General features: G+C 39.9%; 20 protein-coding genes. 5 read left to right on the top strand and 15 right to left on the bottom strand.

The window, feature by feature from the left end:
* Positions 1 to 4: 4 nt before the first annotated feature.
* Together BLQ18_RS11770 and BLQ18_RS11775 are read right to left on the bottom strand one after the other, a co-directional pair.
* A complete protein-coding gene (locus tag BLQ18_RS11770) occupies positions 5 to 1,006 on the bottom strand; it encodes a glycosyltransferase family 2 protein (RefSeq protein WP_090296070.1) in 1,002 nt (333 codons plus the stop codon).
* A 12-nt stretch (positions 1,007 to 1,018) separates the two neighbouring features.
* Positions 1,019 to 1,465 carry a type I restriction enzyme HsdR N-terminal domain-containing protein gene (locus tag BLQ18_RS11775; protein WP_090296075.1) on the bottom strand — a complete coding sequence of 149 codons (447 nt, stop codon included), beginning with the start codon at positions 1,463 to 1,465 and terminating at the stop codon, positions 1,019 to 1,021.
* 26 nt (positions 1,466 to 1,491) lie between these two features.
* Here BLQ18_RS11775 and holA point away from each other — a divergent pair, with 26 nt between their 5' ends.
* Entirely contained in the window at positions 1,492 to 2,493 is a 1,002-nt protein-coding gene (gene holA / locus BLQ18_RS11780) for a DNA polymerase III subunit delta (RefSeq protein ID WP_090296081.1), read from the top strand.
* A gap of 9 nt (positions 2,494 to 2,502) precedes the next feature.
* Here the strand turns inward: holA and BLQ18_RS11785 are convergent, their stop codons facing one another.
* The 6 genes from BLQ18_RS11785 to BLQ18_RS11810 form a co-directional block, all read right to left on the bottom strand.
* A complete protein-coding gene (locus tag BLQ18_RS11785) occupies positions 2,503 to 2,880 on the bottom strand; it encodes a DoxX family protein (protein ID WP_090296085.1) in 378 nt (125 codons plus the stop codon).
* A 97-nt stretch (positions 2,881 to 2,977) separates the two neighbouring features.
* Complete coding sequence (locus BLQ18_RS11790; protein ID WP_090296088.1) at positions 2,978 to 5,389, bottom strand: alpha-ketoacid dehydrogenase subunit alpha/beta; 2,412 nt, start codon at positions 5,387 to 5,389, stop codon at positions 2,978 to 2,980.
* A gap of 157 nt (positions 5,390 to 5,546) precedes the next feature.
* The gene (locus BLQ18_RS11795; protein ID WP_245668115.1) at positions 5,547 to 8,336 is read right to left on the bottom strand and encodes a gluzincin family metallopeptidase; all 2,790 of its coding nucleotides are present in this window, start codon (positions 8,334 to 8,336) and stop codon (positions 5,547 to 5,549) included.
* Positions 8,337 to 8,394: 58 nt separating this feature from the next.
* Positions 8,395 to 9,081: an LOG family protein gene (locus BLQ18_RS11800; protein ID WP_090297576.1), complete on the bottom strand. Its 687-nt coding sequence runs from the start codon at positions 9,079 to 9,081 to the stop codon at positions 8,395 to 8,397.
* Positions 9,082 to 9,098: 17 nt separating this feature from the next.
* Positions 9,099 to 11,957, bottom strand: a complete 2,859-nt coding sequence (gene uvrA, locus BLQ18_RS11805) for an excinuclease ABC subunit UvrA (RefSeq protein WP_090296094.1) — start codon at positions 11,955 to 11,957, stop codon at positions 9,099 to 9,101.
* Positions 11,958 to 12,060: 103 nt separating this feature from the next.
* Positions 12,061 to 13,809: an APC family permease gene (locus tag BLQ18_RS11810; RefSeq protein WP_090296097.1), complete on the bottom strand. Its 1,749-nt coding sequence runs from the start codon at positions 13,807 to 13,809 to the stop codon at positions 12,061 to 12,063.
* A gap of 83 nt (positions 13,810 to 13,892) precedes the next feature.
* Between BLQ18_RS11810 and BLQ18_RS11815 the strand changes: the two genes are divergently transcribed.
* Positions 13,893 to 14,414, top strand: a complete 522-nt coding sequence (locus tag BLQ18_RS11815) for a hypothetical protein (RefSeq protein ID WP_090296102.1) — start codon at positions 13,893 to 13,895, stop codon at positions 14,412 to 14,414.
* A gap of 6 nt (positions 14,415 to 14,420) precedes the next feature.
* On the opposite strand, the gene BLQ18_RS11820 is transcribed toward BLQ18_RS11815, so the two are convergent.
* Together BLQ18_RS11820 and BLQ18_RS11825 are read right to left on the bottom strand one after the other, a co-directional pair.
* Positions 14,421 to 15,197 (bottom strand): TIGR03915 family putative DNA repair protein, encoded by a 777-nt coding sequence (locus tag BLQ18_RS11820; RefSeq protein WP_090296107.1) that lies wholly within the window; start codon positions 15,195 to 15,197, stop codon positions 14,421 to 14,423.
* A gap of 33 nt (positions 15,198 to 15,230) precedes the next feature.
* Positions 15,231 to 16,493, bottom strand: coding sequence for a putative DNA modification/repair radical SAM protein (locus BLQ18_RS11825; RefSeq protein WP_090296110.1), 1,263 nt, complete (start codon positions 16,491 to 16,493; stop codon positions 15,231 to 15,233).
* A gap of 146 nt (positions 16,494 to 16,639) precedes the next feature.
* Between BLQ18_RS11825 and BLQ18_RS11830 the strand changes: the two genes are divergently transcribed.
* Complete coding sequence (locus BLQ18_RS11830; RefSeq protein ID WP_090296114.1) at positions 16,640 to 17,395, top strand: XRE family transcriptional regulator; 756 nt, start codon at positions 16,640 to 16,642, stop codon at positions 17,393 to 17,395.
* 9 nt (positions 17,396 to 17,404) lie between these two features.
* Here BLQ18_RS11830 and BLQ18_RS11835 read toward each other — a convergent pair whose 3' ends face one another.
* From BLQ18_RS11835 to BLQ18_RS11850, 4 genes are read right to left on the bottom strand one after another with little or no spacing between them, the layout of a single operon-like run.
* Positions 17,405 to 18,400 carry an SMP-30/gluconolactonase/LRE family protein gene (locus BLQ18_RS11835; protein ID WP_090296119.1) on the bottom strand — a complete coding sequence of 332 codons (996 nt, stop codon included), beginning with the start codon at positions 18,398 to 18,400 and terminating at the stop codon, positions 17,405 to 17,407.
* 48 nt (positions 18,401 to 18,448) lie between these two features.
* A complete protein-coding gene (locus tag BLQ18_RS11840) occupies positions 18,449 to 19,369 on the bottom strand; it encodes an ATP-grasp domain-containing protein (protein ID WP_090296125.1) in 921 nt (306 codons plus the stop codon).
* A gap of 10 nt (positions 19,370 to 19,379) precedes the next feature.
* Complete coding sequence (gene ggt / locus BLQ18_RS11845) at positions 19,380 to 21,065, bottom strand: gamma-glutamyltransferase (RefSeq protein ID WP_090296129.1); 1,686 nt, start codon at positions 21,063 to 21,065, stop codon at positions 19,380 to 19,382.
* On the bottom strand, positions 21,053 to 21,646 hold the full coding sequence (locus BLQ18_RS11850; protein ID WP_090296133.1) for an acyl carrier protein phosphodiesterase: 594 nt from the start codon (positions 21,644 to 21,646) through the stop codon (positions 21,053 to 21,055). Before BLQ18_RS11850 ends, ggt begins: the two co-directional genes overlap by 13 nt.
* A gap of 91 nt (positions 21,647 to 21,737) precedes the next feature.
* Here BLQ18_RS11850 and glmM point away from each other — a divergent pair, with 91 nt between their 5' ends.
* Positions 21,738 to 23,126 (top strand): phosphoglucosamine mutase, encoded by a 1,389-nt coding sequence (glmM, locus tag BLQ18_RS11855; RefSeq protein WP_090296138.1) that lies wholly within the window; start codon positions 21,738 to 21,740, stop codon positions 23,124 to 23,126.
* Here the strand turns inward: glmM and BLQ18_RS11860 are convergent.
* Positions 23,123 to 24,037 (bottom strand): lysophospholipid acyltransferase family protein, encoded by a 915-nt coding sequence (locus tag BLQ18_RS11860; RefSeq protein WP_090296143.1) that lies wholly within the window; start codon positions 24,035 to 24,037, stop codon positions 23,123 to 23,125. The genes glmM and BLQ18_RS11860 overlap by 4 nt on opposite strands.
* 53 nt (positions 24,038 to 24,090) lie before the next feature.
* On the opposite strand from BLQ18_RS11860, the gene BLQ18_RS11865 reads away from it, so the two are divergent.
* Positions 24,091 to 24,741: a rhomboid family intramembrane serine protease gene (locus BLQ18_RS11865; protein ID WP_090296150.1), complete on the top strand. Its 651-nt coding sequence runs from the start codon at positions 24,091 to 24,093 to the stop codon at positions 24,739 to 24,741.
* Positions 24,742 to 24,766 lie beyond the last annotated feature (25 nt).

Consider the following 24,766-nt stretch of genomic DNA (forward strand, 5'->3'; position numbering starts at 1 on the left):
ATCGTTAATCTTTTACTAAAATGTTAAAATTCCTTATTTGATTTACGAAATAAGACCATACTATGGATGTCGTGGTATGGTACTTTAATATAAAATTAGCTTTTTCGCGCTTTCGATACATCCCCCTAAAATTAACATAAAAACTTAGATGGGCCCTAAGAATGGCAAAGCAATGTTTAAACCTAAACTGAAGTACAAAACGCAATGCGGCTATGCCGTCGAGCAACAAGCGTAATAATATGATAGTGAACGCTCTTTTACGGGGTAAGTTCTTTGTTATTGAATATAAAGAGTTTCTGAAATTCAGGTAGGTTTTTTTTGGATTCATGTTGGATAGGGTAGAACCGCCCAAGTGATAGACTTCACTTTCTCCCACATAATATACTTTGTGACCTGCATTTTTAGCTCTCCAGCACAAATCTATTTCTTCTTGATGTGCAAAATAGTCTTCATCAAAACCTTGAAGCGATTTGAACACTTCACTTTTAATGAACATACAAGCGCCAGTGGCCCAAAAAACCTCTTTGGTGTCGTTGTACTGTCCTTCGTCTTTTTCTATGGTTTGAAAAATTCGCCCACGACAAAAAGGGTAGCCCAACTTATCTATAAATCCACCCGCCGCACCAGCATATTCAAAATGGTCTTTTTGCTTTAGGTCTAATATTTTGGGTTGAATAATGGATGCTTCTGGAATATCCTGAAATGCCTTTGTGATAGGTTCCAACCAATTTGGTGTGACTTCGACATCGGAATTCAGCAAGCAATAAATGTCAGCTTCAATGTGCTTTAGGCCATCGTTGTAGCCTTTGGCGAAGCCTCCATTTGATGTGTTCTGAACAATACCTATTTCTGGATAGTTCCGCTTTAAAAAGTCCACTGAGCCATCCGAACTTGCGTTGTCCACCACATAAATATCGGCATCTTGGGAATATTCCGTAACAGAAGGTAGAAACCTTTCCAATAAGGCTTCCCCATTCCAATTGAGTATGACGACTGCGATTTTCAAGACGGTGGCAAATTAACGGCTAAAATCAGGAATTTCCTTCAAAAACCTATAATTTTCAAGCTGCTGGTCCATTTCGCAATAATAATGGTTCAATCCATTGGTCACCATCAAATATTGCGCATCCAATTCGTAATTATATCGTGCAATTTGGTCAAAAGTGGTTTGGTCTATCTGTGCTTCTGGAGCTTTGCATTCCACCAATAAAAAAATACTGCCATCAGAATTGAAAACGACAATGTCGTAGCGCTTTTTTAATTTATTGACGGTCAGTTGTTTTTCTACGTTAACCAAGCTTTTCGGATAATTCTTGGTGAAAATGAGAAAATGCAGCACATGTTGACGAACCCATTCCTCAGGTTGGAGCACTACAAACTTTTTACGGATACCATCAAAAATGTACTGTCTATTTTGGCTATTTTTGATTCGAAACTTATACGAAGGAAAGTTCAAAGGGTGCATAAAACGCGTCTGGTGATAAATACTGAATGGACAAAGTAAAGGAGATTGTATCGGAAATCAATAAAGGAAATCCAAAACCTATTTATTTTTTGATGGGGGAGGAACCCTATTACATCGACCGTATTTCCAAATACATTGGTGATAATGTGTTGTCGGAAGATGAAAAGGGGTTTAACCAAATGGTACTTTATGGAAAAGATACTTCTGTAGATGAAGTAGTCGCCAATGCCAAACGATATCCGATGATGGCCGATTACCAGGTGGTAATTGTGAAAGAAGCCCAACATTTATCCAAAACAATTGAAAATTTAAACTCCTACGCGGAAAATCCTCAACCTACGACCATTTTAGTGATTTGCTACAAGTACAAAAAGCTCGATAAGCGTAAAAAACTGTACAAAACCATTAAAAAGACTGGTGAGTTATTTGAAAGTAACAAGCTTTACGATAATCAGGTGGCAGATTGGGTGAGGCGAACCATGGCAGGCAAAAACTATAAAATGTCGCCAAAGTCCTGTATTATGTTGGTAGAGTTTTTGGGAACTGATTTAAGTAAAATCAGTAATGAACTTGATAAGTTAACTTTAGTGGTGCCAGCAGGAACTGAAATAACCCCAGAGATCATTGAGGAAAATATCGGAATCAGTAAGGACTTCAATAATTTTGAATTAAAGAAAGCTATCGGGGAGCGCAACGTAAAAAAGGCAGCTAGAATTATCGACTATTTTGCGCAAAACCCTAAAGACAATCCTTTTGTGGTAACCGTAACCCTCTTGAATACCTTCTTTACCCAATTGTTGCAGTACCATGGCTTAAGTGACCATTCCCCAGGTAATGTGGCCAAAGTATTAGGTGTAAACCCCTATTTTGTGAATGAATATGTGGTGGCCGCTAAAAATTATCCCATGAAACGAGTAAGCGGAATCATTTCAAATTTGCGTGAACTCGATTTAAAAGGAAAAGGCGTTGGTGCCAATAATATGGACCAAGCTGATTTGCTCAAGGAATTGTTGTTCAAGATAGCCTAGAGCAACAATTTACTTTTTATCTACACTATATTTTCCTGGGCCCAACAACATAATGGCGATAAAAATAACCAAGTAAAGAAGTGCTTTTTCTTTGGTGCCAAATGGGTCAGCGGCATGAATCATAAAAGCGGCTACAAACATGGTAATGGCAGCTGGAATAGCAGCCCAACGTGTTTTAAAGCCAATAATTATTAAAAGTGGACATATTACTTCACCAATAACGGCCAAAAAAAGTGAGGGAGCTTGACCGATGCCAAAAGGATTGGCGAATTCGGTATTGCCACTGATCAGATTCATAAGTTTTCCGTAACCATGGCTTATCATAAAAGCAGATGGTACAATTCTCAATAATGCCAAACCTATGTGTACAGTAGGGGTATTTTTCATTTATGGGGGCTTTAGTGCCGTGAAAATATTAATTAAGTTTTAAAAAACGTAACAATATTCGACGAAAAGTTCACTAAAATTTGAATAGAACCTTACCTTATCGAAGTGGCGGGTATGATTTCGGATCCACCTCGTGCATAATTTCGTACACCTTTTCAAAGATGTCTTCTGCATTGGGTTTGGAGAAATAATCCCCATCCGAAGCATAAGCTGGTCGGTGTGCTTTTGCGGTCAAAGTTTGAGGTGCACTATCCAAATACTTATAACCACCTTGGTTTTCAACTACTTCTTGAAGCAAGTAAGCGGAACACCCTCCAGGTACATCTTCATCAACCACCAAAAGTCTATTGGTTTTTTGAAGGCTTTTCACCACATCGTGTTCCAAATCGAATGGTAACAAAGATTGTGCATCAATAACCTCAGCATCAATTCCAACTTCCAATAGATCGTTGGCAACACTTTCCACAATGCGCAGGGTTGAACCATAGGAAAGGATAGTTATGTCTGTACCTTCTTTCATGGTTTCCACTTTACCAATCGGAGTGCAAAACTCTCCTAAGTTGGATGGCATCTTTTCTTTTAAGCGATAACCATTCAAGCTTTCTATGATCAATGCAGGTTCGTCACTTTTCATCAACGTGTTGTAGAAACCTGCAGCTTGGGTCATGTTTCTGGGGGTTAAAATGTACATTCCACGAAGCAGATGTACCAATCCACCCATTGGGGAACCAGAGTGCCAGATACCTTCCAAACGGTGTCCTCGGGTACGTACAATCAATGGAGCTTTCTGTTTTCCTACCGTTCTGTACATCAAAGACGCGAGATCATCACTCAACGTTTGAATGGCGTAAAGAATATAATCCAAATACTGAATTTCAGCAATGGGACGCAAACCACGTAGCGCCATACCGATCCCTTGACCGATAATGGAAGTTTCACGAATTCCAGTGTCAGCTACCCGTAGTTTACCGTACTTTTTCTGAAGGCCTTCCAATCCTTGGTTTACATCTCCAATATTCCCAGTATCCTCTCCAAAAACCAATGCTTCTGGATACCTACTGAACAACGTATCGAAATTGTCCCTTAAAATTACCCTGCCATCAACTTCCTTTGAACTATCAGAATAGGTGGGGGTAATTGCCTTAATATTGGTAGCCTTATTTGGCAATTCACTATATAAATTCGAGCTGTATTTAGGCTCTGTATCAGTAAAGAAATTATTTATCCACAACTGAAGTTGTTGCTTTTCGGGTGTGTTTTCTCCCAAAAGATAACGCAGCACTTTTCTGGATTTTGATGCCAAATCCTTTTTTAAAGGTTCTTCAATGGCAATCAAATCGTTTTTCACCTTTAAAATAAAGGCGCGATTTGGACTTTTGGCAGCAACGTTGTCCAAAAGTTGAACCAATTGTTTTTTGGCATCTAAATGAGGTTGTAGAAACTCAGACCAAGCATCTTTTTTGGCAGCACGAATCTTTTGTTTGATTTCGCGCTCCATTTTTTTGAGCTCGTCCTCGGAGCTGATCCCGTTTTCAATGATCCACTCCCTGAACATTTTATTACAATCATGCTCTTTTTCCCATTCCAACCGTTCAGCAGATTTGTATCGTTCATGCGAACCTGATGTGGAGTGTCCCTGCGGTTGGGTAAGCTCCGTTACATGGATAATTACGGGAACATGACCTTCACGGGCAATGTCCGACGCATTTTCAAACGTATGGATAAGGGCTGTATAGTCCCAGCCTTTTACTTTTAAGATTTCGAAACCTTTGTTGTCCTCATCACGTTGCAGTCCACTTAAAGCTTCAGAAATATCACCTTTGGTGGTGTGATATTCTGATGGTACCGAAATACCGTATTCATCATCCCAAATACAGATGACCATAGGAATCTGCATCACTCCAGCCGCATTGATGGCCTCAAAAAAGTGACCTTCACTGGTGCTAGCATTCCCTATAGTGCCCCAAGCCACTTCATTTCCATTTTTGGAGAAGTTGGTTTGGTCAATACCCTCTACATTTCTATAAATTTTTGATGCTTGCGCCAATCCCACCAATCGGGGCATTTGCCCTGCGGTACATGAAATATCAGCACTACTGTTTTTTTGTTCGGTCAAATTTTTCCAAGAACCGTCTTCGTTTACACTATGCGTAACAAAATGCCCACCCATTTGGCGGCCAGCGCTCATTGGTTCTTTTTCTAAATCTGTTGTGGCGTATAATCCGTGGAAGAATTCTTTTGGGTTTAGGTAATCCAAAGCCATCATAAAGGTTTGGTCGCGGTAGTAGCCGCTTCTAAAATCCCCATTTTGAAAAGCTCGAGCCATGGCCAATTGTGGCAGCTCTTTGCCATCTCCAAAAATCCCAAATTTTGCCTTTCCAGAAAGAACTTCCCGTCTTCCCATCAAGCTACATTCCCTACTGGTGACGGCAACCTTGTAATCTTCAATTATTTGAGATTTAAAATCATCAAAAGAAATGTCGTTGCTCGTACTTGGGTTAGGTTTCATGAATCGTTCAGGATTTGCGCAAAAGTATTAAATTTCCTTCATAAAAGCAATATAGAATTACGCTAAAAAATTAACAAATTATCAATAAAATATTATTTATATTGAAAAAAATGTAATGATTTTAAATGGCGTAATGGGATTGTTGTTGATTCTATAATTAGAACCATTTGCGGGTAAACAGACCAATCAAGGTCCGAGGACTTAGGGTGACAATGAATCTAATGCGCTGTCCGTAATCATCTTGGCCAATTTCCCAACCCAAATTGGAGTAGACAGGGAAGTAAAGTTCAAAATAATCGGTAACCAAGTTTAGACGTATACCAGAGTCATATACAAAACGGGTGTCTTCACCTTTGTTTTTGATAAAGCCCAAATCGCCATAAGCTTCAATCCAACGCCAAATGTTGGTACTTGCATTTGTAGTGGCAATCCAATCGTTGGCAAAAGGGTTTGCCAATTTAGATTTAAATCCACCTTCGGCAATAATAATTTGTTGACTGTACAGGCCTGAGCTCTCCGAACGCCCTAAATAATTCAGATCGAACATGTAATCCGTAGGTCGGTCCAATGCAAAACTGAAATAATCGGAGTTGGTGTTATTTCTTAAAAATTTTCCAGCATAAAACCGCAAGTTCAATTGCCTATTGCTTTGAAACAATTTGCGATACTCCCATTCAAAGGCAATTTTTGAAAAATCGCTGGAATGTTGTGCATCCACATACCAAGATGAATAGTTTAGAATGTTATTGTCAACATCCGTAAAGCGAGCATTCAAAACTCCATAATCGGGGTCAGTATCAATCTGGTCAGCAATATTTTCATCAATATTTCTGAAAACGTTTCTGTATCGGAACATTAAATTCTGTCTGCGGTTGGATAGGAGGTCTTCGGGGCGCCATGCAAAATTTATGGCAGGGGTAAGGGTCGAAAACCTTGAATTATCCTGAAAGTGGGATGTTGAGGCCGATATGGAATAATTGGTCATGTACAAACCTGTCTTTTGATGGTATTTGCGATACCTAAAACTGGCCTTTCCCACCATGGTATGTTCCAAAAATGAATAGGCTGGTGCTATGTCGTACAAAAAGTTACGTTCCAAAAATGTCTTGTTGTAAAATCGCATCCCTGGGGTAACTCCATCATAAAGGTTGAAGTTGACAATCGGCACGTAAAAAATCTGATTGTAATATGGGTCTTCCGTATCCTTAAAAAATTGAAACTTCAGCTTTTTATTACTGGAAAAGAAACCATTTAAGGTTTTCCAGTTGTCCCTTTGATTGAACTCTGGGATTTTTTGGTCGTAATTCAACACCAAGCGTTCTTCGCCATTTCTTGGAATGGTAAAAGTTTTGGTGGAATCGATTCCTGTGAACCAATAATGCGAAACTACCGTATCGTTTTGAAGCCCAAAAAGGGATATGGGAACTTTGGTTCCTTGCTTGTTCTTGAGCACAAAGGTGATGGAGTCCTCAGTTTTTTGGATTCGCTTTATTTTGTAATCAATCTTATCGTCCGTGGCCACATATTCATCAAAAAACCAAGCTACTTCTTTATCGGCATACTTTTCTAGCGTAGTCCTAAAATCGGTAGCGGTAACCAAGGGTTGTTGTTTGTAAGTTTGATAAAAATCGAGAACAGTACTGTCCAATTTCTTCTCTCCCAAATAGGCGGATAGGTAAGACATTCCCAGTCCAGCTTTATAGCCATTGGCGATTTTCTCGTTGAATTTTATCAAAGAATCGTTTGGGGTGGTAAGGGCTTGGTCAATATTTTTCCGTGCGGAGAGCATACTGAACAAGGTGTATTGCTCATTAAAATCCATTTGTGCAAAATGGAAATTTTTAAGGAGCCACCATCTTGATAGTTTTCCCGTAAGTTTTTGATTGGGATAAAACTCATCCACGTATTTGATCATCAAATAATACCCAATGGCATCGTTTACCCATCGTTCTTTTCTCGGGTCGAGATACAAAGTTTCTTTAATATAACTCCGAACAGCCGTTTTTAAGAACTTCATTTCAAATTGAAATTGTTCTTCATAGGGTCGGATAAAAGAGGGAAGTTGACTAATACCGTATAATGGTGATTTATTGTAGTCAAACTCACTTACCAAAAGGTTGCCATGTGGGTAGGCACCAAGATTTTCATTTAAAAAATCTGCAATTCGACTAATGGAAATTCCTTGGGCAATTTCACCATATTTACTTGATTCAATATCCGTTGTTACCGTGAAGGAAGTTGTGATATGTTTGGTGAATCTTTTGTCGTAGGTGATGATGATCTCGCAGCTTTTTCTTTTGTTGCCGATCAATTGTACGTGCTGTCCTCCATCATATCTAGAGGTATTTGACATTCTAAAGTTTGATGCTAAAGAAAGTAATTCTGGATAGGTAAAGTTGATTCGAGTTTCGGAAACATTAGTATATAAATCATCCAGATTTTTATTGTCGTACAATTTCCAATCTCCATCAAACACCGCTGGGGTCAAGTACCAATCTTTCAAGTTATAGCCACTTTCAAACGTATGTCCGTAGCCTGTAAATTTTGCGGAAGGAAGTTTTATGGTGTAGGTTAAGAACAACTGGACAAACTCCCCAGGTTTCAACACCTCATTCAAGGTGACTTTAATGATATCCCGATTCTCAACACGCTCCCATTCAAGACCAGAATAGTTGTTGTCAACAATCGTCATTATAGTAGTTCTGCCTCGTTCGCGCTCTTTGGCCAAATGAAGACTTCTATTGAATTCTTCGGCAAAGCGTTTGGCCAATGCCGTATTTTTATTGGAATAGGCGTGGTTCCAATCATTGAAATAAATGGTAGTCAACCCCTTATTCGAATCATTCACATAGGTGAAGTTTTGTTTGATTCGAATTTGTTTGGTTTCCCCATCCAAAGTGGCCACAATGTCGTTTTTATGCTGCCCGATACTTGTAAACGGGAGCATAACGACCAATAGCCAAAATAGCCTTCGGATGTTTTTGGGGTGCATCAAGGGAACTACTTTAAAAATTAGGACTAAGGGTGCGACCCTTATAAAAGGCATCAATGATTTCCACGACTTCGTCCTCTGTGTCCACCAATTTAATTAAATCTAAATCTGTAGGGCTAATGTTTCCTTCTTCGACCAATGTAGTTTTGATCCAATCCAATAATCCTTTCCAGAATTTAGTGCCCACCAAAATGATTGGAAACGTGTGAATTTTATGTGTTTGAATCAGGGTGAGAGCCTCAAAAAATTCATCCAAGGTTCCAAATCCCCCTGGCATAACCACGAACCCTTGTGAGTATTTTACGAACATTACTTTGCGAACAAAGAAATAGTCAAAATCCAAACTTTTATCCTCGTCAATATAAGGATTGTCGTGCTGTTCAAAGGGAAGTTCAATATTAAGTCCTACCGAAGTTCCGCCAGCTAAATTGGCACCACGGTTACCTGCCTCCATTATACCTGGTCCACCACCTGTAATTACTCCATAGCCAGCTTCAGATACTTTTTGGGCCACTTTAACGGCTAAATCGTAATAAGGGTGTCCCTCACGAACCCTTGCCGAACCAAAAATGGATACACATGGGCCAATGGCACTCATTTTTTCAAAACCGTTGACAAACTCGCCCATAATTTTAAAAATGGCCCAAGAATCGTTGGTCTTGATTTCATTCCAACCTTTGGAATGTTGTTCATTTCGCATTTGCATAATCTAATATTTTAAACAGCTTTCGCTATATTTTGTTTATTGGCCAATTCTTTCTTTAAAAACTTAGCTGTATAACTCTTTTTATCTTTCGCAACCTCTTCAGGTGTGCCTTTGGCAACTACTTTTCCGCCACCGCGGCCTCCTTCATATCCAATATCTATAATATAGTCTACCATTTTTATCACATCCAAATTATGTTCGATTACCAAAATGGTATTGCCTTTATCCACCAACTGATTCAGTACCTCCATAAGCACACGAATGTCTTCAAAATGTAGTCCTGTTGTAGGTTCGTCGAGGATATAAAATGTATTTCCAGTATCGCGTTTGGATAACTCCGTAGCAAGTTTTACCCGTTGCGCTTCACCACCTGATAGCGTAGTGGATTGTTGCCCTAATGATATATAACCCAATCCCACATCTTTTATTGTCTTGAGTTTACGATGAATTTTAGGAATGTTTTCGAAGAAATCTACCGCTTCGTTGATGGTCATTTCCAAGACATCTGCAATGGATTTTCCTTTGTATCGTATCTCCAGGGTTTCTCTGTTGAAGCGTTTGCCATTACAAGTCTCGCATTCCACATAGACATCGGGCAAAAAGTTCATTTCAATCACTTTAAGTCCACCTCCTTGGCAGGTTTCGCATCTTCCTCCTGCCACATTGAAGCTAAAACGCCCTGGTTTGTAGCCACGGATGGTAGCTTCGGTGGTTTTGGCAAACAAAGAACGGACTTCACTAAAAACCCCTGTATACGTGGCTGGGTTGGATCTTGGAGTACGCCCGATAGGTGATTGGTTGATGTCGATGACCTTATCAATATGTTCCAAGCCCGTGATTTTTTTATAAGGCATTGGTTTTTTAACACCGTTAAAATAATGGGCATTCATTATTGGGTAGAGGGTCTCGTTGATCAAAGTGGACTTACCACTTCCTGAAACACCCGTAACACCGATCATTTTGCCTAAAGGAAACTCAACCGTTACATTTTTTAAGTTGTTCCCTGTACAGCCCGAAAGCACAATTTTCTTTCCAGTACCTTCCCGTCTTTTCTCTGGAACAGGAATTTCCAATTCTCCAGTGATGTATTGTGCGGTTAAGGTATGTTGGTCAATCAATTCCTTTGGTTTTCCTTGAGAAATTATTTCACCACCGTGCTTTCCAGCTTTAGGGCCAATATCGATCACATGATCAGCCTGTTCAATCATATCACGGTCGTGTTCCACTACAATTACCGAATTTCCGATATCGCGAAGCGCTTCCAGTGAATGAATCAAGCGTTCATTGTCCCGTTGATGCAATCCAATACTAGGTTCATCCAAAATATAGAGCACTCCCACCAATTGCGAACCGATTTGTGTGGCTAAGCGAATTCGTTGTGCCTCACCACCAGACAAGGATTTGGAGCTTCGGTTTAGGGAAAGGTAATCCAATCCAACATCCAATAAAAACCCGACACGAGCTTTTATTTCCTTGATGATTTCCTCGGCAATTTTCTTTTGATTGCCCTCAAGCGTATCCTCCAAATGTTGAAAGAAGTTCGCCAATTCAGCGATATCCAATTGCGCCAATTCAGCAATGTTTTTGCCATCTATTTTAAAATAGAGAGATTCTTTGCGCAAACGTGAACCTTCGCAAGTTGGACAATCTACTTTGTCCATATAATCTTTGGCCCATCGTTTAATCGAAGTGGAATTGGCTTCTTCATATTGGGTTTTGATGAAGTTGGAAATTCCCTCGTAATCAATTTTATATTGCCTTTTTACGCCCAATGTTTTTGAATTGACTTCAAAGCTTTCATTGCCACCATTCAAAATAATTTGCATTGCTTCGGTTGGAATCTTTTCAATGGCATCGGAAAGGTCAAACTCGTAACGCTGGGCAATGGTCTCCAATTGTTTAAAGGCCCAAGACTTTTTGTACTCTCCTAAAGGAGCAATTCCACCAGATTTGATGGAGATTTTCTTGTTCGGGATAATTTTGGCCTCGTTCACTTGAAAAATATGACCAAGTCCACTGCACTCAGGGCACATCCCTTTGGGTGAGTTGAATGAAAACGTGTTCGGCTCAGGTGTAGGGTAGGAAATGCCCGAAGAGGGGCACATCAAATCCCGACTGAAATAACGAGGTTCAGCTTCGCCTTCTTCCAACACCATCAAAACATTTTCACCACTGTACATGGCGGTGTTGATGGTTTCACTCAATCTTTTTTGGAAATCCTCACTATCCCCAACCTTCAAACGGTCGATTACGATTTCAATGTCGTGGGTTTTGTAACGGTCCACTTTCATCCCTTTGGTGATATCGGTGATCTCTCCATCCACCCGAACTTTTACAAAACCTTGCTTTGCAATCTGCTCAAAAAGCTCGCGATAATGTCCTTTTCTGGACTTGATCACGGGAGCAAGCACATTGATTTTTTTATCCCTGTACGATTCAATGATCAAATCTTTGATTTGTTCATCGCTGTAACTCACCATTTTTTCTCCCGTATTGTAACTATATGCATCACCAGCTCTGGCAAAAAGCAATCGTAAAAAGTCGTACACTTCGGTAATGGTACCAACGGTGGAACGAGGAGATTTTGAGGTGGTTTTTTGCTCAATGGCAATAACAGGAGAGAGTCCGTCTATTTTATCCACATCAGGACGCTCCAATCCACCCAAAAATTGTCTGGCGTAGGCCGAAAAAGTTTCAATGTATCTCCGTTGACCCTCGGCATAAATGGTGTCAAAAGCCAAAGAGGATTTTCCACTGCCCGAAAGACCCGTAATCACCACTAGTTTTTCACGGGGAATGGTAACGTCTATATTTTTTAGATTATGGACTCTGGCGCCCTTAACCTCAATATGTTCTTCGTAATTGATCATAAATCATAGCAAACCTCAAAAATAGCGATTTGGGCTGTAAAAAGGAAGCAGACCCCAGTTTCGTTTTTGTTAATGAAAGATGCTGTAAACAGGAGGGTTTACATCAAATAATCAAACGGACACCACCAAGCTCTTGAAGTGGGTAAGGGAATTTGTCACTGGGGCTACCGATAAACATAAAATTGATGGGGATGTTCCATTCTTCCGAAAGCTTTTTGATCAGTTGTGGGGTGAATTCCCCATGCAGTTGAATGTAATCCACTTTAATTTCTGGGTACTCTCGGTCCAAAACATTTAAATCCGAAACAAAACTTTGGGTCGCTTGTTCCCCTTCAGGAAAAACAGAAACAATCTTTAATTTTCTGGTATGCTCGTTATTTCTGATGTAGAGGAGAACCTTGTTCAAAGCAGCTACATCATCTTTTTTAGTGAAATACACAAACTCTTGATCATTGATCTTATCAATGGTTTTATTGATACTCTGGTACGATTTGACCAAAAAGCGATTTACAGGATCTAAGAAATATCGAATCAAACGTAGCAATAATTTTAAAAGGGCTGTTCGGTTTAACATGACCAAAACCAAGGCAATGGTCGGAATAAAATATTCCATGAACACGGCCAAATAATCTGGGTTCAGGATGATGTTTCCAATCAATGCAGTAATCACGGCCAATATGGCAATCAACAAAGAAATCCATCCAGAACGCTCAGGACGTGGTAAATGTTTTCTGCGAACTTTGAGTAATATATTTCCGATCCCGAATAACGCCATCACTGATAAAAATGCAATGGTGTAGACACCTGCCAAAGCTTCTAAATTTCCCTCTGTGATCAACAAAATGGACACACAGAGCATAAAAAACACAATGGCGATGCGATAGGTGCTTCCATTTTTATTGCGTTTTAAGAGAAAAGGAGGTAGGATCCTATCCAAAGTAATTCGTTCTACAAGTCCCGAAACACCCACAAATGAAGTCAAAACCGCTCCACTCAATACGAGCACGGCATCAATGGATACCAAAAATGCCAACCAAGACCCGCTGACCTGATTTCCCATGATGGATAAAAGGGCTTCGCTATTGGATTCTATTTCAGAAATGGGCAATACGGCCAAGGCTAAAAATGCAATCAATGGATTAAAAATGGTGACCACCACCCACATATTCCGAAGCGTTTTTGGAAACACGCCTTTTTTCTGTTCTTCCACAAAGTTGGCTGAGCTTTCAAACCCACTGATGCCCAGCATAGCGGCAGAAAAACCAAAAAACAAGGCCATGGGTAATGCCCCATGCTTCACGGGAAGCGCATTATTTTCCATAAAAACCTTTAATCCGTTTTCAAAAAGATAAAAACCAGCAAAGGAGGACAGCAAAACCAACGAGGATAAATGAAAAATGAAAATTCCGATGGCGACTTTGGAGGATTCACCGATTCCGATAATGACCAATCCCATAAAAACAGCAAGAAGCCCAATGGTTGCCATAATCACGGGTAAGTGGGGAACAATATTTTTCAAATAGGCCATCGCTTCATTGGCGGAAATCACTGCAGTTGCCATATACGATAAGAGTGTGAGTGCAGCTGCCAAGGAGGCCATTCCTTTGCTTGTGGTATTCAATAGAGCGTTGTAGGCCCCTCCGTTCATCGGCAGGGCACCGACAACTTCCCCATAAATCTTTCTGAATAAAAAGAGAACGACCCCGACAATCAATAGTGAGATCCATGCATATTGACCAGCGTGTATTACGGCCAAGGCGGATACGTACAGGCAAGAAGAACTGATATCGTTACCACTGATGGAGGTAGAGGCCAACTCTCCGAGTTTTGCTCTTAATTTTTGTGGTTCCATGAATGCTGGTTTATAAAACCTGCATCTAAGGTAGTGCTAACGTCCAAAAATTCTAAATTTGAGGACATAAAATAATTTTAAACATGAAAATATTAGGCATTGGCTCCAGAATTGATCATCCAGAATTTGGTAAAGGGGTGGTAACCAACGTTTCATCCAAACATTATTGGGTAACCTTTTTGGAGAGTGGTTTGGAGACGATAGATCTGGATGCTGAATTTGAAGTGATAGAAGGTGTGGAGGACGAAGTGGATAGTGTTAGTTTTTTTGATGTAGAACGTTCTTTGGTGAAAATATTGGAAAAGTGGAGCGATTCACATGAAAAAGTAGCCATTGCTGATAAATGGAGGGGCGGCAAATTGGTTTTGGAACCAGGTGACGCTACAGCAAGTAAAGAAATGCCCATAGATACTTTCTTTCATAAAATTGTGATGGTGCGCGACCGTATCCGTGTGATGGAACAAAAGATAAATAGCAGCAAAAACTTGGACGACCAAGAAAAGGTGGATCTACAACAATACATAACTCGTATTTATGGCAGCTTGACCAGTTTCAATGTGCTGTTCAAGACTAAAAGTGATCATTTTGTTGGGGAGAAAAGTTAAGGATAATTAAACCGCCTCTTTCTTCTCGCTCAAATACTTCCAATAGCGTTTAGGTACATGTTGCGTATGCAATTTTGGGTTGATTCGTGATGCAATATTGGTGCTTTTAAAGTAATCGTTCCATAAAGCTTGATATTCGTATTCTTCGGGAGCAAAGGCATTACTTTTTACCGTTTTATTGTGGTGAATGTCTTTTAGGTTTAGTGATACCATTTCTACATGATCTAAATCGTAATAAATCCCATAATTGCGCTTAACATCATAAATCAACCATTTTTGGTCTGCATAGCGGTCACGAAAATGCTTGGAGATCAAAGGCAACACATCAAAATCGGGCTCAATATTGGCGAAATAGATATTATCCTTGGTCAACTGAAACCGAACAAAAGCTTCCATTCGATGTTTTTCTCGTCCCACTTTTCTGGCCAATTGCGCAATGTGAAGTACTGTTGCATCAGAATAGTCCAAATACTTGCCACTTTTGGTGCGCATCAATTTTTGAATGTAGGTATAAAGCATCATTTCCACACTTTCGGTTTCACTCAAAAAAGCAAAGTAGACATTGGAAATGGCATTATGACTTTTGTTACGGATACCGTTCCAAACCCTTTTGGCCTTTTCTATATTTGTGAAAATCGTTTCAGATTCAGAAAACAATCCATTTTGGGATTGGTTGTTTTTCTGAATGTCGGCCACATTGATTTTTTCATCAAAGGCGACGAAGACGGCGGTCAAAAATCCGTTAAAACTACCGTCATAAACTAAAGTTGTTGAAACATTCATAGTGCTTACGTTTTTGTTGTTATTTGCACATTGTTAATTGAACAACGACAATTGTGTAATGTACTGATTCCGAAATTTGCCAGAAGAATTTTGAAGAATCATTCCTTTAATCTTATCCGCATCCAAATCACGACGTTCCCACAAACGGGAGTCGCACACCATAAAATATTGTGCACGGTTGAGGGCCACTCCAATCTTTTTAAGATGGTCCCAGTTCAGTTTTCTAAATTTTCTTGCCTTAATAATTTTATCCACCGATCGCATTCCAATACCTGGTATGCGAGCCAATAGGTTTTTGTCCGCCGAATTTACATCCACAGGAAAATAATGCAGGTTACGCAATGCCCAAGAGAGCTTTGGGTCAACTTCCATATCCAAGTTAGGATGTTGGTTGTTCAAGATTTCTCCAATCGAGAATCCATAGAAGCGCAACAGCCAATCCGTCTGATACAATCTATTTTCACGCAGCATAGGTACTTGTGAACCAATTGCAGGCAAGCGTGAATCATGAGTTACGGGAACATAACCAGAATAATATACCCGTTTCATGTTGTAGGTCTTGTAATAATAAGTCGCGGAGTACATGATGTCTTTATCTGATTCGCCAGATGCTCCCACAATCATTTGTGTGCTCTGTCCTGCAGGGGCATATTTTGGTGTGCTTCGAATGATTTTTCGTTCTGAATTGTAACGAACAATTTCATTCTTGACCTTTTCCATAGGTTTGGTGAAGTCTTCGTGCTTTTTCTCTGGAGCCAATAATTTTAACCCTGAAATAGTGGGCACCTCAATATTTACGGAAAGTCGGTCGGCATACAACCCAGCTTCATACATCAATTCATCACTTGCGCCTGGAATGGATTTTAAATGAATATATCCATTGAAATTTTCTTCTTCACGTAGTTTTTTGGCAACGGCTACCAAACGTTCCATGGTGTGGTCTGGACTTTTAAAAATACCAGAGCTTAAAAACAGTCCTTCAATATAATTTCTACGGTAAAAATTTATGGTAAGGTCAACCACTTCCTGTACCTTAAAAGCAGCTCTTTGAACATCATTGCTTTTTCGGGTAACACAATAGGCACAATCAAAAATACAGTGATTGGTCAACAGAATTTTCAATAAGGAAACACATCTGCCATCTGCTGTGTAGGTATGGCAAATTCCCATTTTAGAAGCATTACCTAGACCTTTGTCCTTGTTGGTTCGGTTACTTCCGCTGCTGGCGCAGGAGACATCATATTTTGCAGCATCAGCCAATATATTCAATTTTTCGCGTATCCTATCGAAGTTCATAAGTTGGAAATATTCCAATCAAAAATATGGAAATAATCCAATAAATGGAAATAATCCATAATTATTTTTGGAAATAATCCAAAACACCTATATTTGAGATTGGATTGTCAGCTTGATACGTTCGATTTGACATTAGCAACATGAAGATGGAAAATGAAATAACCTTAAAAAGATTTACTGACCTCCGTAGGGAACTTGGTTATACACAAACCGATTTCGCCAATTTGTTGGGGGTTAAAAACACCACAGCCGATATAGAGCGGGGGAGAACCAAGCTTTCTGGAAAAGTAGTGGCTGAATTGTTGAAGCAATTCAAAATTAATCCGCTGTGGTTGTTCGGAGAAAGTGATCAAAAACATTTGGATACCTCCAAAACCAGTGTGATCCCAAAGGTGGTTACGGTTGATAATTCTGATAATGATAATATGGTGATGGTGAATGCAAAAGCCGCTGCGGGTTATCCGCAGAATATTGCAGATACAAGCTGGTACCAACAGTTACCTGCTTTTGATATGCCCATTCCAGAATTCCGAAATGCGACCTATCGCGGTTTTCAGGTTGAGGGGGACAGTATGTTGCCGAATTTAAGGCCCAATGATTGGGTGTTGGCCCGTGCCATTGAGCACATTGATCATGTTAGTGCCAATAAGATGTATGTGGTGGTGCTGCAAGATTCTGTTATGGTGAAGAAAATTGAGCGGAAACCGAATTCCAACAATATCACTCTCGTATCATTAAATGAAACCTATCCACCTTATGAAATCAAACCATTTCAAATTCAGGAAATTTGGGAGGTGAGCAGTAAATTGACGTTTAATGTGGATGCCACTACCGAAACGGGATTGCTTAAGCAATTACAACAATCCATGGATGAGTTGAAAAAGCAAATTGCTGGAAGTTAGTTTCGAATTCTAGAAACGAACACCCTTTGTTTTGGTTTGAATACGCATTAGGTAATTGTGTGCCGTCATATAAAGGACAGAGCCATCGTCGCCCCAAGTACAATTAGCAGTGCGTTGCCCAGTTTCTATTCGTCCCAACAACTTTCCATTTGGAGTAAGAACCAAAACACCACTGGGACCTGTTGAGAAAATAGTTCCATCCTTGGCAACTTTAATCCCATCCAAAGAACCGATGAGTCCTGCATTTTGTAATTCAGTAGCATCAAAAAAGATGCGTCCCGAATCCAATTTACCATCATTTTGAATGTTATACGCCATTATATAAGGAGCATTGGAATCGGATTGGTTAACGTAAAGTATTTTCTCATTTGGAGATAATGCTACACCATTGGGTCTGGTTAAATTGCTTACTACCATCGAAACATCTCCATTTGGGTCAATTTTAAAAACACCGAACTCTTCTATTTCCCTAGAGGTATCATCTTGTTGTTTAGGCAAACCATATGGAGGGTCTGTAAAATAATAAGTGCCATTTGAGACTTCCACAATATCGTTTGGACTATTGAACCGTTTGCCGTTCCAAGTATCCGCTACGGTTACTTTCCCACCTTGGTTCAATGGCATGCGTGAGATTCTTCGGTCTCCATGTTCGCAGGCCACCAATTCACCATTGTTGTTGATGATCAACCCATTGCTGCCAGGTTCATTACTGTAAGGTAGAATGCCTGTGTAGCCCGATGGTTTTAAAAAAGCAGAAATTCCCTCACCATCTTTCCATTTAAAAATGGTGTTCTGTGGTGCGTCAGAAAATAAAAGAAAGTTACCCTCTTTAACCCAAACAGGACCTTCCGACCAAATAAATCCATCAGCAAGCACCTCGATTTTGGCATCCTTAGCAATATAATCATAAAAAGCATTGTCCAGGGCCACAAGATTTCCTGTGGTTTTTTGTTGGCCAAAACCACTTAAGGCAATACTGAATAGGAGAAGGATTAAGTTTTTCATTTTGAAATATTTATATAAATATAAAAATATCCATCAACCAAACTGTGATTAGTTGAAATCGCAAGTTTTTATGATGCCTTTTGCTAAGGTGTCTGCAGCTTTTAGATTTAAGCGAAACCAAAGTTCGGGTTCAAAAATTTCCAATTCGGCCAAAGCCCAATTCCCATCATTATCCTTGAAAATATCTACTCTGGCATAAATGGGCAATTCTGGCGCAGCGTGAACTACCTTTTGCGCAAATGCAATCTGTGTTTCATCTGGGGTGTAATTGTGAACAGTTCCACCAAAATCATCCTGAACCCTAAAATCACCCTTTTTGGCTATTTTGAGAACTGCATGAGTAAACTCGCCGTTGAAAACCATCATAGAGATTTCCCCCTCCGAAACTATATGGTACTGAAATTCCTGCAGCATCATTGCTTCTTCTTTCACTAAAGCTTGAAAAATGACTTCATGCTTAGAAATTTCATCGCTTTTGATTTTGTAGGTGTGTCGAGCCGCCCCAGAAACACAGGGTTTTAGAATATAGATATCAGTTGTGAATCTATGTCTCGATTTTGCATTTTCAATGGCCTCTGCTAGGCTTATTTCAGAACCTTTCTCTATGAAAACCGTCTTGGGAATGGTTACTCTCGCATAAGATAGGTCTTGCAAATAATGCTTGTCAATATTCCAATGAATAAGCTCCTTGGAATTGATGAATTGGGTTTGTTTGGATGCTTTTTCCAACCATTCGGAGAATTCTTTAAAACGGTCAAAATAGTCCCAAGTGGTTCGAAACAAGGCATATTTGGTGGAGGACCAATCAAAATTAGGGTCGTCCCAAGATTTGCGAATCACATTCAACCCTTTATTTTTCAAGGCATCCAAAACCAATTGGTCTTCTTGGAGCACATTTTGAATGTAGGGTGTATTTTTTTTAGGGGCCACGTAGCGGTGGTCCGTCAAAACTACAACATCAAATTTCATTTGCTATTAATTAAAACCCAACGGCTGTATCGTCCCCACGTTTGTCGGCTCCACCTTCAAGCTTGCCATTTGGCAATACGCGAATGGCATCCACTTTTCCGATAATTGGTGTGCGCTCTTCGTTAATGATGTATCCTTTAGACTTTAGAGCCTCCTTCAATTCTTCTGAAAAGCCATCTGGTTCAAATACCACCATGTCGGGTAACCATTGATGGTGAAATCTGGGCGAATTTACCGCTTCTTGCATGCTCAAGTTGAACTCGTACACATTTAAAATGGTTTGAGCCACCGCAGTGATAATCGTTGAACCTCCAGGAGTTCCAACCACCATATAAAGCTCACCATCTTTTTCCACGATAGTTGGCGTCATACTACTCAACATACGCTTTTCTGGTTCTATGCTGTTGGCTTCGGCACCAATGAGACCAAACATATTGGGAACGCCAGGTTTGGAGCTGAAATCGTCCATTTCGTTGTTTAAAAAGATACCCAATTCCTCGCAAAATAGTTTGGAACCATATCCGCCATTAAGTGTAGAGGTAACAGAAACGGCATTACCCTCACTGTCCACAATTGAAAAGTGGGTAGTTTGGTCACTTTCAATAATTTCAACCTCGCCATGGCTTACTTCTGAGGATAAAGTGGCCTTGTCAAATGAGAAATTAGCCATTCTGTCCTGAATGTAATCATCACTCAAAAGTATATCATAAGGAATGTCCACGAAATCAGGGTCACCCAAAAAGAAGTTTCTATCCGCATAAGCTCTTCGAGATGCTTCGGTAAACAATTGAATTGTTTTAGAAGAGTTGTGCCCGAATTTGGAAACATCATAAGGCTCCATCATTTTAAATATCTGGTTGATGGTAACCCCGCCGCTACTTGGCGGACTCATGGAAATTACTTTGATATCCTTATAATTGAAAACAATAGGGTCTCTCCAAACGGCTTCGTATTTTTCCAAGTCTTCTTCAGTGATCAAACCACCTTTTTCTTGCACAAAAGCTGCTAATTTTTGGGCTACTTCGCCTTTATAGAAACCATCTCTGCCTTCTTCCATTATTTTTTGAAGCGTATTGGCATAATTGGGATATTTAATGGTGTCGCCAGCTTTGAAAGGAGTAGCGAACTTGGTACTGTCGCCATTGGCCTCAATAAAACGCTCTCTTGTTCTTTCCAAACGTCCCGCTTGCTTTTCAGTTACCACAACACCTTTGTTGGCAAGAGCAATAATAGGCTCAATGATATCTTTTAAAGGAAGTTTTCCGAATTTTTTGTGAACTTCCAATACTCCTGCAACGGTTCCAGGAACCCCCACGGCAGTACCTCCCGAAGTACTCAAACCAGGGATTACGTTACCTATAGAATCCAAATACATGTCTTTATGGGCGGCAAGAGGTGCTTTTTCACGATAATCGATTCCACCTACTTCGCCATTGTTTTTTCGGTAGACCATAAATCCGCCACCTCCAACACTTCCTGCAAAGGGGTATGCAACTACCAAAGTCAATTCTGTGGCCACCATGGCATCAAAGGCATTTCCTCCTTTTTTCATGATTTCAACAGCCAATTGTGACGCTTCTTGACGAGCAGAAACCACCATGGCTTTTTCGGCAACCAGTCCTGTAGGTTCTGCTGGTTTTTGTTTACAATTGACAAATAATAAGATAAGGGGCAGAAGCAATATTAGTCTTCGCATAGGGAAATGAATTTTTGGTTGGAAAAGGTAATTAATTCTTGAAAAAATGAAGTGAATTCATTTTCAAAATCTGTATAGTGTTCTTCAAGGTCCAAAATGGCAAAGTTCATTCTGGATTTATTTTTGGTTCTTCTGTTCATTCCGTTGAGTACGCGGTCAATTCCCGCTAAATTGGCATAATTGAGCAACCAATTGTCTGCCATCATATAGGGCATCATCCGTTTGGTGGCCATGGGGAGGATGTCGTAATTGTCCTCCAACAAATCATAAAAATCCTCGACATATTCTTCTAGAGGTGTTTCGCTATAATCATTCCAGTTTTTGGCCAGAAAATGATCATAATAAATATCCACGATCACGCGGCTGTAATGACTGTAGTTTTTATGAAGACGACGACTACTTTGTCTAACGGTTGGATGGGAATCCGTAAAAGTGTCGATTTCGCGATGCAACAAAATGCCTTTTTGAATTCTTTCTGGTAAGTGTTTGTACTTGTTCCCACGGATGTGGTCTGCAAAGAAATTTCCCAAAGTAATTTCTTTATCATCAAAAGAAAGATAGATGTGTGCTAAGAAGTTCATCGGGGCAAATTCCTTTTCTGTCGAAATTTACAAATTCAAAACATGGAATCGAGTACACCCGTTTATATTTGCAAAAACTTTTTCAACAATTATGACACTGATCAAATCAATTTCGGGAATACGTGGCACCATAGGAGGGAAGACCAATGATAATTTGACCCCCTTAGATGCGGTTAAATTTGCAGCAGCTTACGGAACTTGGCTAAAAGACTATTCCCAAAAAGAAAAATTGAGGGTTGTAATTGGACGCGATGCCCGCTTGTCTGGTGAAATGATCCAGAATTTGGTGGTTTCTACCTTGGTGGGATTGGGCATTGATGTGATTGATTTGGGATTGTCCACAACCCCTACGGTTGAAATTGCAGTGCCTTTGGAAAAAGCTGACGGTGGAATTATTCTTACTGCGAGTCATAATCCAAAGCAATGGAACGCCCTTAAATTGTTGAATGAAAAAGGAGAGTTTTTGGACGCGGAACAAGGTGCCAAGATCTTAGCGTTGGCCGAAAAAGAAGATTTTGAATTTGCAGAGGTGGATGATTTGGGCGAGATCATTAAAAATGATGCTTATATCGATATTCATATTGATGAAGTATTGGAATTGCCATTGGTGGATGCCGATACCATTAAAAAGGCAGGTTTTAAAGTCGTTGTTGATGGGGTAAATTCCACAGGAGGTATAGCCATTCCGAAGTTATTGGAAGAATTGGGTGTTGAAGTTGTGAAACTCTATTGTAACCCAACAGGTCATTTTCCACACAATCCAGAACCTTTAAAGGAACATTTGGGGGATATCTGTGCGAAAGTAGTAGAGGAACAAGCTGATTTTGGAATTGTTGTTGACCCAGATGTGGATCGTTTGGCATTTATTAGTAATAATGGTCAAATGTTCGGGGAAGAATATACTTTGGTGGCCTGTGCCGATTATGTGTTGGGCAAAACCAAAGGAAACACGGTTTCCAATCTATCCTCTTCAAGGGCTTTGCGCGATGTGACTGAAAAGCATGGAGGTACCTACGAAGCAGCAGCCGTAGGTGAAGTAAATGTGGTGACCAAAATGAAAGTCAACAATGCTATTATTGGTGGCGAGGGTAATGGCGGAATCATTTATCCAGAAAGCCATTATGGTAGAGATGCCTTGGTGGGAACGGCTTTGTTCTTGATGCTGATGGCAGAGCGTGGTGGAACTGTTGCTGAGTTGCGTGCCAGTTATCCAAGCTACTTTATGAGCAAAAAGAAAATCGAACTAACTCCCGATTTGGATGTAGATGCCCTTTTGGTTGCCATGCACGACAAATATAAAGATGAAGAGGTTTCAACCATTGATGGAGTAAAGATTGACTTTTCAGAGAATTGGGTGCACCTAAGAAAATCGAATACAGAACCCATTATTCGAATTTATACCGAAGCTAAATCCCAAGAAGAAGCCGATAGTTTAGCTGACCGAATCATTAATGAAATAAAGGAAGTCGCAGGAATTTAAGACTTTACGGCTTTAAGTTCTTTTTGAAACTTTTTGGGGACTTTGTCCTTGTGTTTCCATCGTTTGTGGGTCCAAAAGTAATATTCTGGAGCTTCAAGAATTGATTTTTCGGTTTCCTTTAAAAAAGCATCGGTGATTTTGTAATCGGGAACAATCGTTGGGTCATCAAAAAGCACCTTAAAAGTACCTTGGTAATAACCACGCTTTAATTTTTCAACTTTAAGATATACAGGCACAAAGTTGTTGTGTTTGCAGATTTCTTCACCACCTACGTGGGCAGGAACGGTAATGCCCATAAATTCTGTCCAATATTTGGCTCGACTAACCATGGGGGATTGATCACTGATAATGCCTACCATGGATAATTCTTTACTTTCGTTTGCAGCTTTAAGGATTTTTCGGGATTCCTTGGTGGAAATCAATTGGGTGTTAAACTTACTACGGATGTCGCGAATCATCTTATCAAAATACTTGTTCTGTATTTTTTGATAAATTCCGTAACCCTTGGATTTGATCTGCAAGTTTAAAGAAAGTACCCATTCCCAACTGGCATAATGGGGAAGCATAAGCATGGTATTGATGCCTTTAGCTTCCAAATCATGAAGCACCTCAATATTGGTAACGGTAAAACGCTTCTGGATCTCATTTTTACTAATGCCCATGGTCTTGATCATTTCCAAGAACATATCGCACATGTGTTTGTAGAATTTCTTTTCAATGGCAAGTCGTTCCTCTTTTGATTTTTCAGGAAAAACCAGTGCCAAGTTGTTGCGGACCACTTTTTTACGATAACCAATTACGTAATACAACAATGCATAAACACCATCGGAAATGAAATAAATGACTTTAAAAGGAAGTCTGGAAATCAACCAGAGCAAAGGATAAACAAGGATATAAACTACCAGCTGCATAGACAATTCTTGTGGGCAAATATAGCTATATTTGAAGCCAAATCTGAAAACGAATGCTCAATTTACACATCGCCACCATTGTGATCATGGCCGCAAATGTTTTGGTTTCCCTACGTGGATTTAACAACACCACTTTTTTTGATAGATATAAGTTCAGTATAGGGGGAATTCAGGCAGGCCAAAAGGATAGAATGGCCACCTCGGGATTTTTACATGTGGATTTTTCCCATTTGTTCTTGAACATGTTCACCCTGTACTTTTTTGCCCCAGTGGTAATTGGATGGTTCGGATCCGTGAAATTCCTGATTATATATTTTGTGAGTTTGTTGGGGGGAAGTCTTTTGGCACTTTTCTTTCATAAAAATGAGCCCTTTTACAGTGCAGTAGGAGCCAGTGGTGCTGTTATGGGGGTTTTATATGCCGCTATCCTGCTTAATCCAGATATGCAATTGGGAATCATGTTTATTCCAATTCCTTTGCCAGCTTATGTTTTGGGGATTGCTTATTTGTTGTATTCCATTTATGGGATGAAAAGTCGAGCGGGTAACATTGGTCATACCGCCCACTTTGGTGGAGCAGTAGGTGGATATTTGACCACTTTACTTTTTAAACCTGAGCTTTTTGTTACCGATACTTTGATTGTGATATTGTTGGCCATTCCCATTATCATACTTTTTGCATTGGAAAAAATGGGAAAACTCTAAAATAAAAAAGGCTCGGATTAACCGA

The sequence above is a fragment of the Flagellimonas zhangzhouensis genome (assembly GCF_900102925.1).
GTDB classification, from domain to species: Bacteria; Bacteroidota; Bacteroidia; order Flavobacteriales; family Flavobacteriaceae; genus Flagellimonas; species Flagellimonas zhangzhouensis.